A 16,032-nucleotide genomic window follows, 5' to 3' on the forward strand; every position below is an offset into this window, starting at 1 on the left:
GCGGCTAAATGTGGACTAACTGGTCAAAAACTTTGCACAGAAAACAGGCATTCATGCGCGATCGGAGTGCAGGATGTCGTGGCGAGACGGGGGTTTTGCTATGCTGAGGGCAACGCAGAATAAGGAGAGCGGGAATGACACAAGGCGCAGTGAAAACACCAGGTAAACGTTCGCAGGCGGTGAGTGCCAAGAAGCAGGCGATCCTCAGCGCGGCGCTGGAGACTTTTTCGCAGTTTGGTATTCACGGCACGCGCCTGGAGCAGGTGGCGGAGCAGTCCGGGGTATCCAAAACCAATCTGCTCTACTACTACCCGTCGAAAGAGGCGCTCTATATCGCGGTGATGCAGCAGATCCTCGATATCTGGCTGGCGCCGCTGAAGGCCTTCCGCGCAGAGCTGGCCCCGCTGGTGGCGATCAAAGAGTACATTCGCCTGAAGCTGGAGGTGTCGCGCGATTACCCGCAGGCATCAAGGCTGTTTTGTCTTGAGATGCTGCAGGGCGCGCCGCTGTTGCAGGCGGAACTCACCGGAGATTTAAAGCAGCTGGTGGACGATAAGTCGGCCATTATTGCCGGATGGGTCGCCAGCGGAAAGCTGGCTCCGGTCGACCCGCATCATCTGATCTTTATGATTTGGGCCTCCACCCAGCATTACGCTGACTTTGCGGCCCAGGTTGAAGCGGTGACCGGTAAAACGCTGCAGGACGAGGCGTTTTTCCACAGCACGCTGGAAAACGTGCAGCGGATGATTATCGAAGGGATCCGCCTGCGCTAGTTCCCCGGCGGGAGAGGGCAGCTTAAGTCGCCCTCTTCACACTGCATCAGCGAGGCCAGAAACGCTTCGCGCTCGACGGTTTTTTCCGCCAGGCACTGGTTAACAATCATTGGCTGGACGCTCCCGCCTTCCGTCCCCGAACCGATAAAGGCGCAGTCCGCATCGCGCAGGGTAATCCACGCCTGCTGCGCTTTTTTCAGCAGGTCGCGCTGGGGTGCCGCTGCACGCTTAACGGCGGCCTGATAGGTCTGGTTGAGTTTTTTATCGGCAGCCTGGTACTGCTGCGCGCTACAGGTATTCAGTTCAAGCTGGGTGGTCGCTTTGTCGCACTCGTCGGCCAGCGCGCTGGCGCTTATTAGCAGTGCTGCACTGGCGATAAGATATCGTTTCATATACTCCCCAATAAAATAAGGCTCCGTCTCCGGAGCCTTATTAGCACAGCGTTAGCCTATTGTCATCAGGCTGGCGTTACCGCCTGCCGCCGCGGTGTTGACGCTGAGCGAGCGCTCCACGTACAGACGCTCCAGCAGCAGGTTGGTTTCCCCGCGGGCGAAGCCCTGTACCGAAACGATGGCACCGCTGCGGGCCGCAACCTGCTCGCACAGTTCGCGCAGCTGATCGGAATCACCGTGGTAGATCACCGCATCAAACGGCTGGGTCAGCAGGTTATCGGCTTTCGCGAAGCGAATGCGGGCCGAGACCGCCTTCGGCAGCTGTTTGGCGAGATCGCGATGCAGGGCATCTTCCGGCCACAGCACTTCACAGCCGGTAGCCATCGCGGCGGCCAGCTGCACCAGCGCGTCCTGCTCGTTATCGGCCACGCACAGCACGCGCTCGCGCGGCATCAGCGTCCAGGTGTTGCGCTCGCCGGTTGGACCCGGCAGCAGACGCTGCGTGCCCGCCTGCGCCAGCTCGCCGTACTGCTGGGCGACGGCACGCAGCTCAGGACGTTTTTCCGCCCATGAGATGAGCGCCTCCAGCGGCTGCGTCAGCACGGCTTTCAGCTGCGCATCCACCGGATAGTCCGCATCCTGGCGTGCCAGGGTGACGCCCAGGGCGTTCTCCGGACGGTTCGCCAGCAGGCGGTACAGGTAGAGCGGACCGCCCGCTTTCGGACCGGTGCCGGAGAGGCCTTCGCCGCCAAACGGCTGTACGCCCACGACCGCGCCAACCATGTTGCGGTTGACGTACAGGTTGCCCACTTTGGCGCTGCCGGTCACCTGCGCGATAGTCTCGTCGATACGGGTATGCACGCCGAGCGTCAGGCCATAGCCGGAGGCGTTGATCTGCTCAACCAGCTCGTTCAGGTTGTTACGGTTGTAGCGCACCACGTGCAGCACCGGGCCGAAGACCTCTTTTTTCAGCTCGTCGAAGCTTGCCAGCTCAATCAGCGTTGGCGGCACAAAGGTGCCGGTCCGCCATTCGCGGGTATCTTCGCTGTTCTCACGCACCGCCTGGAACACCGGACGGCCTTTCGCGCGCATGGTCTGAATGTGGTTTTCGATGTTGGCTTTGGCTTCCGCGTCGATCACCGGTCCGATGTCGGTGGTGAGACGGCCCGGGTTGCCCATGCGGCATTCGGCCATCGCGCCGCGCAGCATCTTCAGCGTGTGGTCCGCCACGTCGTCCTGCAGGCACAGCACGCGCAGAGCGGAGCAGCGCTGACCGGCGCTGTCGAACGCGGAGGCCAGCACGTCGACCACCACCTGCTCGGTGAGCGCGGAGGAGTCAACGATCATGGCGTTCATCCCGCCGGTTTCCGCGATGAGCGGCGTAGGGCGACCCTGTGCATCCAGACGGGTGGCAATGTTGCGCTGCAGCAGCGACGCCACTTCGGTCGAGCCGGTAAACATCACGCCGCGCACGCGGTTATCGGAGGTCAGTTTGGCACCGACCGTTTCACCACGGCCCGGCAGCAGCTGAACCACGCCCGCCGGCACGCCGGCTTCCAGAAGAATGTTGATACCCTGAGCGGCAATCAGCGGGGTCTGCTCTGCCGGTTTTGCCAGCACGCTGTTGCCTGCGGCCAGGGCGGCGGCAATCTGGCCGGTGAAGATCGCCAGCGGGAAGTTCCACGGGCTGATACAGACGACCGGACCCAGCGGACGGTGGGTTTCGTTATCGAAGTCATCGCGCACCTGACCGGCGTAGTAGTGCAGGAAGTCGACGGCCTCGCGCACTTCGGCAATCGCGTTGCTGAAGGTTTTACCCGCCTCGCGTACCAGAATGCCGATGAGCGACTGCATCTGATCTTCCATCAGCACCGCTGCACGCTCCAGAATCGCGGCGCGCTCCTGCGGCGGGGTGGCGAACCAGATAGGGGCGTTGTTCACCGCGCTGTCCAGCGCCTGATCCACTTCCGCTTCGGTCGCTTCACGCGCGTAGCCGACGATATCCTTCGGCTCGGCCGGGTTGATCACCGGCTGCATGTCGCCGTCAGCAGCGGGCTGCTCCAGAATCGGTTTAGCCTGCCACTTCTGCAGCGCGCTGTTGAGCAGGGCAGAGGAGAGGGACGCCAGACGGTGTTCGTTGGCGAGATCCAGACCCGCCGAGTTGACGCGGCCTTTGCCGTACAGCTCGCGCGGCAGGGCAATCTTCGGATGCGGCAGGCCAACCTGGCCTTCCTGCGCCGCCATCTTCTCAACGGCCTGGACCGGGTCGGCCACCAGCTCGTCCAGCGGCAGCGTGGTGTCGGCGATGCGGTTAACGAAGGAGGTGTTCGCGCCGTTTTCCAGCAGACGACGCACCAGGTACGCCAGCAGGGTTTCGTGCGTTCCCACAGGAGCATAGATTCGGCATGGGCGGTTCAGCTTGCCGTCCGCCACTTTACCGGTGACCTGCTCGTACAGCGGTTCACCCATGCCGTGCAGGCACTGGAACTCGTACTGGCCCGGATAGTAGTTCTGCCCGGCCAGGCTGTAGATTGCCGCCAGGGTGTGGGCGTTGTGGGTAGCGAACTGCGGATAGATCAGGTTCGGCACGCCGAGCAGTTTTTTCGCACAGGCGAGGTAAGAGACGTCGGTGTAAACCTTGCGGGTATAGACCGGATAGCCTTCCAGCCCTTCCATCTGGGCGCGTTTGATTTCGCTGTCCCAGTAGGCGCCTTTCACCAGACGGATCATCAGGCGACGGCGGCTGCGGCTTGCCAGGTCAATCAGGTAATCAATGACGAACGGGCAGCGCTTCTGGTAGGCCTGGATAACGAAGCCAATGCCGTTCCAGCCTGCCAGCTCCGGCTCGAAGCACAGTTTTTCCAGCAGATCGAGGGAGATCTCCAGACGGTCGGCCTCTTCGGCGTCGATGTTAATGCCGATGTCATACTGGCGCGCCAGCAGGGTCAGGGACTTCAGGCGCGGGTAGAGCTCTTCCATCACCCGGTCGTACTGCGCGCGGCTGTAGCGCGGGTGCAGGGCGGAGAGCTTAATGGAGATGCCCGGGCCTTCATAAATACCGCGACCGTTGGACGCTTTACCGATAGCGTGGATCGCCTGCTGGTATGAGACCATGTAGGCCTGCGCGTCGGCGGCGGTCAGGGCCGCTTCGCCCAACATGTCGTACGAGTAGCGGAAACCTTTATCTTCCAGCTTGCGGGCGTTCGCCAGCGCTTCGGCAATGGTTTCCCCGGTAACGAACTGCTCGCCCATCAGGCGCATCGCCATGTCCACGCCCTTGCGGATCAGCGGCTCGCCGCTCTTGCCGATGATGCGGTTCAGAGAGCGGGAGAGATTGGCTTCGTTATGGGTGGAGACCAGTTTGCCAGTGAACAGCAGGCCCCAGGTTGCCGCGTTGACGAACAGCGACGGGCTGCGGCCAATGTGGGAGTGCCAGTTGCCGTTGCTGATCTTGTCGCGGATCAGCGCGTCGCGGGTAGCTTTATCCGGAATACGCAGCAGCGCTTCCGCGAGGCACATCAGCGCCACGCCTTCCTGAGACGAGAGGGAAAACTCCTGCAGCAGACCCTGAACCATCCCGGCGCGGCCGGTGGCGGTTTTCTGGTTGCGCAGCTTGTCGGCTAACTGATACGCCAGGCTGTGCGCCTGTGCGGCAATGGCTTCCGGCAGGCGAGCCTGCTCCAGCAGCATCGGCACGGCGTCGGTTTCGGCACGGCGGTAGGCGCCGGTAATGGCGGCACGGCTGACGGACTGCGGCAGGATCTGCTCGGCGAATTCGAGGAACGGCTGATGGTTCTCGTCGCCAGCGGCTGGAGCCTCCTCGCTTTCGTTCGCCGCGCCGGCCAGCAGGGCAGGCAGCTCCGGCAGGCCCTCATCGCTCTCGAGTCTTTCGAGATAGTTAAAAATCGCCTGCTTAATTAACCAGTGCGGCGTGCGGTCAATGCGGGTTGCTGCGGTCTTAATCCGTTCGCGGGTTGCGTCATCCAGCTTAACCCCCATGGTGGTCATACCCATGCCAAAGCTCCTGTTGTTCTGTAATAGCGTTCTGTAGATAGCGTGAAATATCCCCCATGTTGCAACTTTGTGCAACCGTGTTAAATGTGACCTGGTTTGCAACCCGGAAAATGAATGGATTGTTAACGAATGGTTAGCTGGAAAAACACGCTGGCTTTTGTGCGGGAAGCCTGGTTTTATGCGGCAGTTAACACTTTTCAAAGGTGCAACCCGTAAAAGCGTGAGCGAGTGCAACCTATAGGAAACTCGTATCAAACCGGGGATGAAATTGATGTAAATGCAGTGTTAAATCGTTTGTCAGCGGAAGGCGCATACGGCAGGATAGCGCGCCCAACCGAAACACAAGATACATTCACCTCGTTCCGGTGATCATATAACAAGGCAGCCCGGATGGTTGTCGCTCGACATTTTGGAGAATTTGAATGGCTATTAGCACACCGATGCTGGTGACATTTCTCGTTTATATTTTTGGCATGATCCTGATAGGGTTTTTGGCGTGGCGTTCTACAAAGAACTTTGACGACTACATTCTGGGCGGACGCAGTTTAGGCCCAATGGTGACCGCACTCTCTGCGGGCGCATCCGACATGAGCGGCTGGCTGCTGATGGGGCTGCCCGGCGCGATTTTCATCTCCGGTATATCGGAAAGCTGGATCGCCATCGGCCTGACTCTCGGCGCGTGGATCAACTGGAAGCTGGTGGCAGGCCGTCTGCGCGTGCATACCGAGGCCAACAACAACGCCCTGACGCTGCCGGATTACTTCACCGGACGTTTTGAAGATAACAGCCGCATCCTGCGCATTATCTCCGCGGTGGTTATTCTGCTGTTCTTCACCATCTACTGCGCCTCCGGCATCGTGGCCGGCGCGCGTCTGTTCGAAAGCACCTTCGGCATGAGCTATGAAACCGCCCTGTGGGCCGGTGCGGCGGCGACCATCCTCTATACCTTCGTGGGCGGTTTCCTGGCGGTAAGCTGGACCGACACCGTGCAGGCGAGCCTGATGATCTTCGCCCTGATCCTGACCCCGGTGATTGTGATTTTCACCGTTGGCGGCTTTGGCGAATCGCTTGAAGTGATCAAGCAGAAGAGCATCGAAAACGTCGACATGCTGAAAGGGCTGAACTTCGTGGCCATCGTCTCCCTGATGGGCTGGGGCCTGGGCTACTTCGGTCAGCCGCATATCCTGGCGCGCTTTATGGCGGCGGATTCTCACCACACCATCGTTCATGCCCGTCGTATCAGTATGACGTGGATGATCCTGTGTCTGGCAGGCGCGTGTGCGGTCGGCTTCTTCGGCATCGCGTACTTCAACAACAACCCGGCGCAGGCGGGCGCGGTGAACCAGAACGCCGAGCGCGTGTTCATCGAGCTGGCGCAAATTCTGTTCAACCCGTGGATTGCCGGTATCCTGCTCTCCGCAATCCTGGCGGCGGTGATGTCTACCCTGAGCTGCCAGCTGCTGGTCTGCTCCAGTGCGATCACCGAAGACCTCTACAAAGCCTTCCTGCGTAAAAACGCGAGCCAGAAAGAGCTGGTGTGGGTAGGGCGCTTTATGGTGCTGGTGGTGGCGCTGATTGCCATCGCGCTGGCGGCCAACCCGAATAACCGCGTGCTGGGCCTGGTGAGCTACGCGTGGGCGGGCTTCGGTGCCGCGTTTGGTCCGGTGGTGCTGTTCTCCGTACTGTGGTCACGCATGACACGCAACGGCGCGCTGGCGGGGATGATCATCGGTGCGGTGACCGTTATCGTCTGGAAACAGTTCGCGTGGCTGGGCCTGTACGAAATCATTCCGGGCTTTATCTTCGGCAGCATCGGCATCGTGGTGTTCAGCCTGCTGGGTAAAGCCCCGTCTGCCTCCATGCAGAAACGCTTTGCGGAAGCCGACGCGCATTACCATACTGCGCCGCCGTCTAAGCTCCAGGCAGAATAATTATTCTCGCTGCACAATCCAGGCCGGGTGAGCGCAAGCGCACCCGGCTTTTTTCTTGCCAAAATCCGTAATTTCCTGTGATATCCATGTGCTTATAACAATGAGGATAGCGAAACATGACAATCAAAACAGGGGTAATGGCAGCGGCATTATTGATGCTCGCTGGCTGCACGGCGCCATCGCAACATGCGGCGGTGGAGACCTGCAAAGCGGATAACCAGATGCAGCAAACCACGCTCTATTTCGGCTTAAATCGACCTGCCGGGGCGCAGATCACCGGCAACGAGTGGCAGCAGTTTGTTGACCAGGACGTGACGCCGCGCTTTCGCGATGGCTTAACGGTATTTGACGCGCGCGGGCAGTGGCTGGGGAACGACGGAAAAGTGGCGCGTGAACCCAGCAAAGCGCTGATGCTGATCCACGGTAAGGATGCGCAGAGCGAGAAGAACATCGAAGCGTTACGCGGGATTTATAAATCACGCTTCGCGCAGGAGTCGGTGATGCGCGTCGATCAGCCGGTGTGCGTGCAGTTCTAAAAAACGGCGGGAAATCCCGCCGTTGTTGTATCGTAGGCCCGCGCAAGCGAAGCGCCGCCGGGCATTAACCGCACAAAACTTACAGCACCAGCCCCGCAAAGCTCGCCGACAGCAGGCTCACCAGCGTCGCGCCGTACACCAGACGCAGACCAAACCGCGATACCACGTTCCCCTGCTGCTCGTTCAGGCCCTTAATCGCCCCGGCCACAATGCCGATGGACGCGAAGTTCGCGAAGGACACCAGGAAGACGGACAAAATGCCCAGTCCGCGAGGGGACATCTGATGCGCGATTTTTTGCAGCTCAATCATCGCCACAAATTCATTCGCCACCAGCTTGGTCGCCATAATACTGCCCGCGTTCAGGGCGTCACTTAGCGGAATACCCACCAGCCACGCCAGCGGATAAAATACATAGCCCAGGATCTGCTGGAAGCTCATGCCAAATACGCTGGAGAAGAGGGCGTTAACGGCGCTAATAAGGGCGATAAAGCCAATCAGCATGGCCAGAATAATCATCGCCACCTTAAAACCGGCCAGAATATACTCGCCGAGCATTTCGAAGAAGCTCTGCGATTCATGCAGTTTTTCCAGCCTGATATCCGGCTCCGCTTCCGGGCGCGCCGGGTTGATGACGGAGAGAATAATAAAGGTGCTGAACATGTTCAGAATCAGCGCCGCGACGACAAATTTGGCGTCGAGCATGGTCATATAGGCGCCGACAATCGACAGGGAGACCGTCGACATCGCCGTGGCCGCCATGGTGAAGAGACGACGAGAGGAGAGATCGCCCAGCACGCCCTTGTAGGCAATGAAGTTTTCCGACTGGCCGAGGATCAGCGAACTCACCGCGTTAAAGGATTCCAGCTTGCCCATACCGTTCAGTTTTGACAGCAGCGTACCGATGACCCGAATAAAAATCGGCAGGATCCGCCAGTGCTGAAGAATACCAATCAGCGCGGAAATAAAAATAATCGGGCAAAGCACGCCGAGGAAAATGAACGCCAGCCCTTTTTCACCCATTCCGCCAAAGACGAAATTCGTCCCTTCCGAAGCAAATTTCAGCAGTGATTCAAAGAAGCCGGAAACATATTTAATCAGGAATAAACCGCTTTCGGCGTGCAGGAAAAAGAACGCCAGCGCAATTTCAATAACAATCAGCTGTAAAACATAACGAATGCGAATTTTTCGGCGGTCGAAACTTACCAGCCAGGCAAGCGCGAGAATAATGACCAGCGCCAGCAGGAAATGGACAATTTTAAACATAATTAATTTTCACCAGGTGTTTGAGGCGGATATTTAGCCACAGCCCCGTACCAGCGTAAATGGGCATTTTCGTTATAACTTATAAACCTGAACGTAACGTATGTAACTATTATCAGGCTCGGCGTTTACAACTCGTCATCAAAACACCACACATTTCGCTTGTGTTTCTTTTCGCCGTAATGATAATCACTATCACAAGAATTTACCTTTCTTTGCATCAGTTGACCGCGATAAACATTTAAGGTGTCGGCATGTTTGTTCCATTTCTCATTATGTTACGTGAAGGGCTTGAAGCTGCCCTTATCGTGAGCCTCATCGCCAGTTATCTGAAGCGAACCCAGCGCGGACGCTGGATTGGCGTCATGTGGGTCGGGGTATTCCTTGCCGCAGCACTCTGTCTGGGCCTCGGTATCCTCATCAACGAAACCACCGGGGAGTTCCCGCAGAAAGAGCAGGAGCTGTTTGAGGGTATCGTCGCCGTGATTGCGGTGGTGATCCTTACCTGGATGGTGTTCTGGATGCGTAAAGTCTCGCGCAACGTGAAGGTGCAGCTGGAGCAGGCGGTGGATAACGCGCTGCAAAAGGGCAATAACCACGGCTGGGCGCTCATTATGATGGTCTTTTTCGCCGTCGCGCGTGAAGGCCTGGAGTCCGTTTTCTTCCTGCTGGCGGCGTTTCAGCAGGACGTGGGGATCTGGCCGCCTCTGGGGGCCGTGCTGGGTCTTGCTACGGCCGTGGTGCTCGGTTTCCTGCTCTACTGGGGCGGTATTCGCCTGAACCTGGGCGCCTTCTTCAAGTGGACCAGCCTGTTTATTCTGCTGGTGGCGGCAGGGCTGGCGGCGGGGGCGATACGCGCCTTCCACGAGGCGGGCCTGTGGAACCATTTCCAGGACGTGGCGTTTGACCTCAGCAACGTGCTCTCCACCCATTCACTGACCGGCACCCTGCTCGAAGGTATCTTCGGCTATCAGGAAACGCCGAGCGTCAGCGAAGTGGCGATGTACTTTATTTATCTGGTTCCGGCGCTGGTGCTGTTCGCAATGCCGCCGCGTACCGGCACGCAGGCGTCGCGCGTTACGCCATAATTTTTGTTTTAGTTACAACATACTTTTAAAGGGAAGAGTCATGGCAATTCAGTTCCGTCGTAGTGCGTTATGCGCAGGCATTGCCGCGCTGTTCGCTTCTGCATTCTCCGCCTGGGGCGCGGATGTACCTCAGGTTAAAGTCACCGTTAATGATAAGCAGTGTGAGCCGATGACCCTCACGGTGAACAGCGGCAAAACCCAGTTCATTATTCAGAACCACAGCCAGAAGGCGCTGGAGTGGGAGATCCTGAAAGGGGTTCTGGTGGTGGAGGAGCGCGAAAACATCGCCCCTGGCTTCAGCCAGAAGATGACCGCCAACCTGCAGCCGGGTGAGTATGAGATGACCTGTGGCCTGCTGACCAACCCTAAAGGGAAGCTGATCGTCAAAGGTGAAGCGACGGCCGATGCGGCGAAAGGCGCTGCGGTGCTGAGCCTGGGCGACGCGATCGCCGCGTATAAAGCCTATGTCACGAAAGAGACGGCGGACCTGGCGACGGCAACCAAAGCCTTTACCGATGCGGTGAAGGCCGGTGACATCGAAAAAGCGAAATCCCTGTATGCGCCAACCCGTCAGCACTACGAGCGCATCGAGCCGATTGCTGAACTGTTCTCTGACCTTGATGGCAGCATTGATGCCCGCGAAGATGATTTCGAGCAGAAAGCCGCCGATCCGAAATTCACCGGTTTCCACCGTCTGGAAAAAGCCCTGTTTGGCGACAACTCCACCAAAGGGATGGATAAATATGCCGAGCAGCTGAACGGCGACGTGCTGGAGCTGCAAAAGCGCATCAGCGAGCTGGCTTTCCCGCCGTCAAAAGTGGTGGGCGGCGCGGCTGGCCTGATTGAAGAAGTGGCCGCGAGCAAAATCAGCGGCGAAGAAGATCGCTACAGCCATACCGATCTGTGGGACTTCCAGGCCAACGTCGACGGCGCGCAGAAAATTGTTAACCTGCTGCGTCCTCAGCTGCAAAAAGAGAACGGCGAACTGCTGGCCAAAGTGGATGCCAACTTCAAAAAAGTCGACACCATTCTGGCGAAGTACCGGACTAAAGACGGGTTTGAAACCTACGACAAGCTGACCGATGCCGACCGTAACGCGCTGAAAGGCCCGATTACCGCTCTGGCGGAAGATCTCTCTCTGCTGCGCGGCGTACTGGGTCTGGACTAAGCACGATGAATAAGCATAGCGAGAACGATGTGGTTGAGCCTTCACGTCGTCGATTGTTAAAAGGGGTGGGGGCGCTGGGGGGCGCTCTTGCTCTGGCCGGTGGCTGTCCGGTAGCGCATGCGGCGAAACCGCAAAGCGCGCCCGGCACGCTGTCACCCAATGCCCGCATGGAGACGCAGCCGTTTTATGGCGAACATCAGTCGGGCATCCTGACTCCGCAGCAGGCGTCCATGATGCTGGTGGCCTTTGATTCGCTGGCCAGTGATAAAGCCGATCTGGAGCGCCTGTTCCGCCTGCTGACGACGCGAATCGCGTTTCTCACCGCTGGCGGACCGGCGCCCGATACGCCGAACCCGCGTCTGCCGCCAATGGACTCCGGCATTCTGGGGCCGTTTATCGCCCCGGATAACCTGACTATTACCGTTTCGCTCGGTGAGTCGCTGTTTGACGCGCGCTATGGGCTGGCAAAACAGAAGCCGAAAGCGCTGCAGAAAATGACGCGTTTCCCGAACGACTCCCTGGACGCGGCGCTGTGTCATGGCGACCTGCTTCTGCAGATTTGTGCCAATACCCAGGACACGGTGATCCACGCCCTGCGCGATATCATCAAGCACACGCCGGATCTTCTGAGCGTGCGCTGGAAGCGGGAAGGTTTTATCTCGGACCACGCCGCCCGCAGTAAAGGGAAAGAGACGCCGGTGAACCTGCTGGGCTTTAAGGACGGTACGGCCAACCCTGACAGCCACGATGGTGCGCTCATGAAGGAGGTGGTGTGGGTCACTGCCGATCAGGGCGAACCGGCGTGGGCGGTGGGCGGCAGCTATCAGGCGGTACGGATTATCCAGTTCCACGTGGAGTTCTGGGACCGCACACCGCTGAAAGAGCAGCAGACGATCTTTGGTCGCGATAAGCAAAGCGGCGCGCCGCTCGGCATGAAGAACGAGCATGACGTGCCCGACTACGCCAGCGATCCGAATGGCGATACCATCGCGCTGGACAGCCACATTCGTCTGGCCAATCCGCGCACCAAAGAGACGCAGTCCAGCCTGATGATGCGTCGTGGCTACAGCTATTCGCTCGGCGTGACCAACTCCGGTCAGCTTGATATGGGCCTGCTGTTCGTCTGCTATCAGCACGATCTGGAAAAAGGCTTCCTGACCGTGCAGAAGCGGCTCAACGGCGAAGCGCTGGAAGAGTACATTAAGCCCATCGGCGGCGGCTATTTCTTTGCCCTGCCGGGCGTGCGCGATCGGAACGCATACCTCGCTCAAGGTCTTATTGAAGCCTGATAATTGTCCCCGCAACAGTTCGCGGGGACATTATTTTTTCATATGACTATCCTCCTGTTATATTTCTGTAATATTTCTATATGAGACTGATTTCACCTGTAGGGACAGTCTTAAAAGTTGCATTCAGGTAAAATAAATGTTGCATTTATGATAACTCCTGATGTACTTAAGATAAGACAGCGGTAGTTCCCGGCAGTGATGCTGAATCACTATGGAGATCGCGAATGGTTGCGTCCTGTACTGGACAAGGTAAACATAACAACCGCAGCACCCGGCGCGGAGGCTCAGACTCCGGCAGCGATTTCCTCACCACTAAATTCTCCCCCCTTCCTCAAGATTCTGATTCGACCGACGTGCAGAACGGTGCGCGTAGCTGTTCCGTATCGTTATCCGATAAAGCAAGCAATGGCTTACAAGGAAGCCAACCCTCTGATGTTCGTGCGCATAATCGTGCCGAAGCTGGCGCGTGTGATGAATACCAACAACTCAAGGTGCTATCCATGGGAAGACAAAAAGCAGTGATCAAAGCTCGTCGCGAAGCAAAACGTGTGCTGAGACGGGATTCACGTAGCCATAAACAGCGTGAAGAAGAATCGGTCACCTCGCTTGTGCAGATGAGTGGCGTAGAAGCAATTGGCATGGCCCGAGACAGCCGTGATAATTCTCCAATTGTGGCGCGCAATGAGGCTCAGGCGCACTACCTGAATGCTATCGAGAGTAAACAGCTCATCTTTGCAACCGGTGAAGCCGGATGCGGGAAAACCTGGATCAGTGCAGCCAAAGCGGCGGAAGCGCTGATTCATAAGGACGTGGAGCGCATTATTGTTACCCGTCCTGTACTGCAGGCTGATGAAGATCTCGGCTTCCTGCCCGGAGATATTTCGGAGAAGTTTGCTCCGTACTTCAGGCCCGTCTATGACGTGCTGGTGAAGCGACTGGGCGCATCCTTTATGCAGTACTGCCTGCGACCAGAGATTGGCAAGGTGGAAATCGCGCCGTTCGCCTATATGCGCGGACGTACATTTGAAAATGCGGTCGTCATTCTTGACGAGGCTCAGAACGTGACCGCTGCGCAAATGAAGATGTTTTTAACGCGCCTCGGGGAGAACGTGACGGTTATCGTTAACGGCGATATTACCCAGTGTGACCTGCCATCCGGCGTGAAATCCGGGCTGAGCGACGCCATGTCACGTTTTGAGGAAGATGAGATGATTGGGGTGGTACGCTTCACCAAAGAGGACTGTGTGCGTTCCGCGCTCTGTCAGCGCACGCTGCAAGTCTATTCCGACTAAAGGTAAAGCATTATCGTTTTACCTCTTTACTGTAATGTCTTCCCGGCGTAATGCCGGGAAGCATCGTATATACTTCGCAGAAATTCTCCCTTATTTAAGCACCGTATTGCTGAATCAATAATTTCGATTATTAAATGGGTGGGTGTTTTTATTCTTTTTTGCAGAAGTGTGATATGAAGTGATAATACCCACAAAATACCTGTGAATATAATGAGCGCGCTAATTGTTAGTTAAAAATTAAACGTGAATGTTGTCACAGAACATTACTACGAAGTAAAAATTAAGTTGGTGTCTTCAGGTGAGTTATCTATGTTTCGTACTTGTTCGAACAAAATTCTAAGAAGAAACACAACAGGGGAGCCTTTTCCCTGAAACATCACGCTGAGGGTCATACATGAACGAACTGGTTGGTGCTATTAATGGTGTAATCTGGAGCCCTGCGTTAATATTTTTATGTCTGGGTGTCGGCCTCTATTTCTCGCTGCGTAGTCGCTTCCTGCAATTACGCCATATCAAACATATGATTACCCTGATGTTCCAGGGGCGTCCTACCGATGCAGGCGTATCGTCGTTTCAGGCGCTTACGATGACGCTGGCAGGCCGCGTGGGGACAGGGAATATCGCCGGTGTGGCCACGGCAATTACCTTTGGTGGTCCGGGCGCGCTTTTCTGGATGTGGATAGTCGCTTTTTTAGGTGCCAGCTCCGCATTTGTCGAATCCACCCTGGGACAAGTTTATAAAGAAAAAATTAACGGTGAATATCGCGGCGGTCCTGCCTTTTATATTGAAAAAGGTTTAGGCGTTAAGTGGTACGCATGGTTATTTGCTATTGTGACTATTTTTTCCTGCGGATTATTACTTCCGGGCGTGCAGGCAAACTCGATTGGGGCGAGCCTGGATATTGCTTTTGGTCTGAGTCCGAACGTTACGGCGGCATTACTTGCTGTGCTGTTAAGTTTTATTATTTTCGGCGGTGTGAAAAGGATCGCCAGCTTTAGCAGCATGGTCGTTCCATTTATGGCGCTGGGGTATATTATTGTCGCCTGCGTGATTATCGCCATTAATATTAACCAGCTCCCTTCGGTTATTCTGCTGATCTGGAAAAGTGCATTCGGCCTTGAAGCAGGTTTCGGTGCTATCCTGGGTCAGGCCATCATGTGGGGCGTTAAGCGCGGCGTCTATTCCAACGAGGCCGCGCAGGGGACCGGGCCGCATGCATCATCTGCGGCGGCAGTAAGCCATCCGGTGAAGCAGGGGCTGGTTCAGGCGTTCTCGGTCTACATCGACACGCTGTTTGTCTGCTCCGCGACCGGGTTTATGCTGCTGATCACCGGGCTGTATAACGTCCAGGGCGTCGACGGCGCAGCGCTTTATACCGGCATTGCTGGCGTGGCCGCGGGTCCTGGCTATGTGCAGACGGCGATGGAAAGTATGATGCCGGGCTTTGGTAATTACTTTGTTGCCATAGCGCTGTTCTTCTTTGCTTTCACGACGATTATTGCCTACTATTATATTGCCGAAACTAATATCGCCTTCATTAACCGTAAAATTCACCGTCCGTGGCTGACATTCTTGCTCAAGCTATGTCTGATGGCCTCCACGGTATATGGCACGGTTCGCACCGCGGATCTGGCATGGGGACTGGGGGATATTGGGGTTGGGCTGATGGCGTGGCTCAACATTATTGCCATTGTTCTGTTGCATAAAAAAGCGTTTGCCAGCCTTAAGGATTATGAAATCCAGAATGCGCAGGGGCTGGATCCACAGTTTGACCCGATTCGGCTGGGGATTAAAAATGCGGATTACTGGCTTGATGGGCGTAAGGATGAGGATGGTGTTCAGCCTGAGCAGGTTTCATCGCTTGAAAGAAAGCAGCCGGCAGCAAAGTTGAATAGCTGAGGAATCGAATAAAAAAGCCCGGGCATTAGTTCGGGCTTTTTTATATAGCTGAGGCGGCTCAGTCCGCACCGGGGGGGATTGACTCGCTTCGCTCGCCCTACGGGCAGCCTGTTCGCTGCGCTCTCAGTCTGTCCAACTGGCTGTCGCCAGTTGTCGAACCCCGGTCGGGGATTCTCATCCCCCCACAGACGTGCAATATGCGAAAAAAAAGCCCGCATTTTCATGCGAGCTCTTCTTTAAATATGGCGGTGAGGGGGGGATTCGAACCCCCGATACGTTGCCGTATACACACTTTCCAGGCGTGCTCCTTCAGCCACTCGGACACCTCACCATATTGTTTTGCTGCCTGACCGCTTGGGGGGCAACGGGGCGCTACTATAGGGAGTTG

Annotated in this window: 11 protein-coding genes and 1 tRNA gene; 8 read left to right on the forward strand and 4 right to left on the reverse strand. The window is 56.8% G+C overall.

The window, feature by feature from the left end; genetic code table 11:
• Nucleotides 1–134 precede the first annotated feature (134 nt).
• On the forward strand, nucleotides 135–773 hold the full coding sequence (rutR, locus tag ACJ69_RS03785) for an HTH-type transcriptional regulator RutR (RefSeq protein WP_029742089.1): 639 nt from the start codon (nucleotides 135–137) through the stop codon (nucleotides 771–773).
• Here the strand turns inward: rutR and ACJ69_RS03790 are convergent.
• Both ACJ69_RS03790 and putA read right to left on the reverse strand, forming a co-directional pair.
• Nucleotides 770–1,165, reverse strand: a complete 396-nt coding sequence (locus ACJ69_RS03790) for a lysozyme inhibitor LprI family protein (RefSeq protein WP_059346467.1) — start codon at nucleotides 1,163–1,165, stop codon at nucleotides 770–772. The genes rutR and ACJ69_RS03790 overlap by 4 nt on opposite strands.
• Nucleotides 1,166–1,216: 51 nt before the next feature.
• On the reverse strand, nucleotides 1,217–5,179 hold the full coding sequence (gene putA, locus ACJ69_RS03795) for a trifunctional transcriptional regulator/proline dehydrogenase/L-glutamate gamma-semialdehyde dehydrogenase (protein ID WP_059346468.1): 3,963 nt from the start codon (nucleotides 5,177–5,179) through the stop codon (nucleotides 1,217–1,219).
• Between the two features lie 422 nt (nucleotides 5,180–5,601).
• Here putA and putP point away from each other — a divergent pair, with 422 nt between their 5' ends.
• Nucleotides 5,602–7,110 carry a sodium/proline symporter PutP gene (gene putP / locus ACJ69_RS03800; protein ID WP_029742086.1) on the forward strand — a complete coding sequence of 503 codons (1,509 nt, stop codon included), beginning with the start codon at nucleotides 5,602–5,604 and terminating at the stop codon, nucleotides 7,108–7,110.
• A 116-nt stretch (nucleotides 7,111–7,226) separates the two neighbouring features.
• Nucleotides 7,227–7,646, forward strand: a complete 420-nt coding sequence (locus ACJ69_RS03805) for a DUF3574 domain-containing protein (RefSeq protein WP_038417548.1) — start codon at nucleotides 7,227–7,229, stop codon at nucleotides 7,644–7,646.
• Nucleotides 7,647–7,725: 79 nt separating this feature from the next.
• Here the strand turns inward: ACJ69_RS03805 and ACJ69_RS03810 are convergent, their stop codons facing one another.
• Nucleotides 7,726–8,910, reverse strand: a complete 1,185-nt coding sequence (locus ACJ69_RS03810) for a NupC/NupG family nucleoside CNT transporter (RefSeq protein ID WP_054830147.1) — start codon at nucleotides 8,908–8,910, stop codon at nucleotides 7,726–7,728.
• Between the two features lie 251 nt (nucleotides 8,911–9,161).
• Between ACJ69_RS03810 and efeU the strand changes: the two genes are divergently transcribed.
• From efeU to ACJ69_RS03835, 5 genes are all read left to right on the forward strand, one after another.
• Entirely contained in the window at nucleotides 9,162–9,995 is an 834-nt protein-coding gene (gene efeU / locus ACJ69_RS03815) for an iron uptake transporter permease EfeU (protein WP_023327085.1), read from the forward strand.
• A 40-nt stretch (nucleotides 9,996–10,035) separates the two neighbouring features.
• Nucleotides 10,036–11,163: an iron uptake system protein EfeO gene (gene efeO / locus ACJ69_RS03820; RefSeq protein WP_059346469.1), complete on the forward strand. Its 1,128-nt coding sequence runs from the start codon at nucleotides 10,036–10,038 to the stop codon at nucleotides 11,161–11,163.
• 5 nt (nucleotides 11,164–11,168) lie between these two features.
• Nucleotides 11,169–12,452, forward strand: coding sequence for an iron uptake transporter deferrochelatase/peroxidase subunit (gene efeB / locus ACJ69_RS03825; protein WP_054830148.1), 1,284 nt, complete (start codon nucleotides 11,169–11,171; stop codon nucleotides 12,450–12,452).
• Between the two features lie 500 nt (nucleotides 12,453–12,952).
• A complete protein-coding gene (phoH, locus tag ACJ69_RS03830) occupies nucleotides 12,953–13,744 on the forward strand; it encodes a phosphate starvation-inducible protein PhoH (protein ID WP_029740192.1) in 792 nt (263 codons plus the stop codon).
• Between the two features lie 394 nt (nucleotides 13,745–14,138).
• The gene (locus tag ACJ69_RS03835; RefSeq protein ID WP_029740193.1) at nucleotides 14,139–15,644 is read left to right on the forward strand and encodes an alanine/glycine:cation symporter family protein; all 1,506 of its coding nucleotides are present in this window, start codon (nucleotides 14,139–14,141) and stop codon (nucleotides 15,642–15,644) included.
• 243 nt (nucleotides 15,645–15,887) lie between these two features.
• Here the strand turns inward: ACJ69_RS03835 and ACJ69_RS03840 are convergent.
• Nucleotides 15,888–15,975, reverse strand: a tRNA-Ser gene (locus tag ACJ69_RS03840).
• Nucleotides 15,976–16,032: the final 57 nt, after the last annotated feature.

Source organism: Enterobacter asburiae (genome assembly GCF_001521715.1).
Lineage (GTDB): Bacteria > Pseudomonadota > Gammaproteobacteria > Enterobacterales > Enterobacteriaceae > Enterobacter > Enterobacter asburiae.

Coding starts and splice junctions, on each gene's coding strand:
- efeU (WP_023327085.1), top strand. CDS start 9,162: ATGTTTGTTCCATTTCTCATTATGTTACGTGAAGGGCTTGAAGCTGCC.
- ACJ69_RS03805 (WP_038417548.1), top strand. CDS start 7,227: ATGACAATCAAAACAGGGGTAATGGCAGCGGCATTATTGATGCTCGCT.
- phoH (WP_029740192.1), top strand. CDS start 12,953: ATGGGAAGACAAAAAGCAGTGATCAAAGCTCGTCGCGAAGCAAAACGT.
- ACJ69_RS03810 (WP_054830147.1), bottom strand. CDS start 8,910: ATGTTTAAAATTGTCCATTTCCTGCTGGCGCTGGTCATTATTCTCGCG.
- rutR (WP_029742089.1), top strand. CDS start 135: ATGACACAAGGCGCAGTGAAAACACCAGGTAAACGTTCGCAGGCGGTG.
- efeB (WP_054830148.1), top strand. CDS start 11,169: ATGAATAAGCATAGCGAGAACGATGTGGTTGAGCCTTCACGTCGTCGA.
- ACJ69_RS03835 (WP_029740193.1), top strand. CDS start 14,139: ATGAACGAACTGGTTGGTGCTATTAATGGTGTAATCTGGAGCCCTGCG.
- ACJ69_RS03790 (WP_059346467.1), bottom strand. CDS start 1,165: ATGAAACGATATCTTATCGCCAGTGCAGCACTGCTAATAAGCGCCAGC.
- efeO (WP_059346469.1), top strand. CDS start 10,036: ATGGCAATTCAGTTCCGTCGTAGTGCGTTATGCGCAGGCATTGCCGCG.
- putP (WP_029742086.1), top strand. CDS start 5,602: ATGGCTATTAGCACACCGATGCTGGTGACATTTCTCGTTTATATTTTT.
- putA (WP_059346468.1), bottom strand. CDS start 5,179: ATGGGTATGACCACCATGGGGGTTAAGCTGGATGACGCAACCCGCGAA.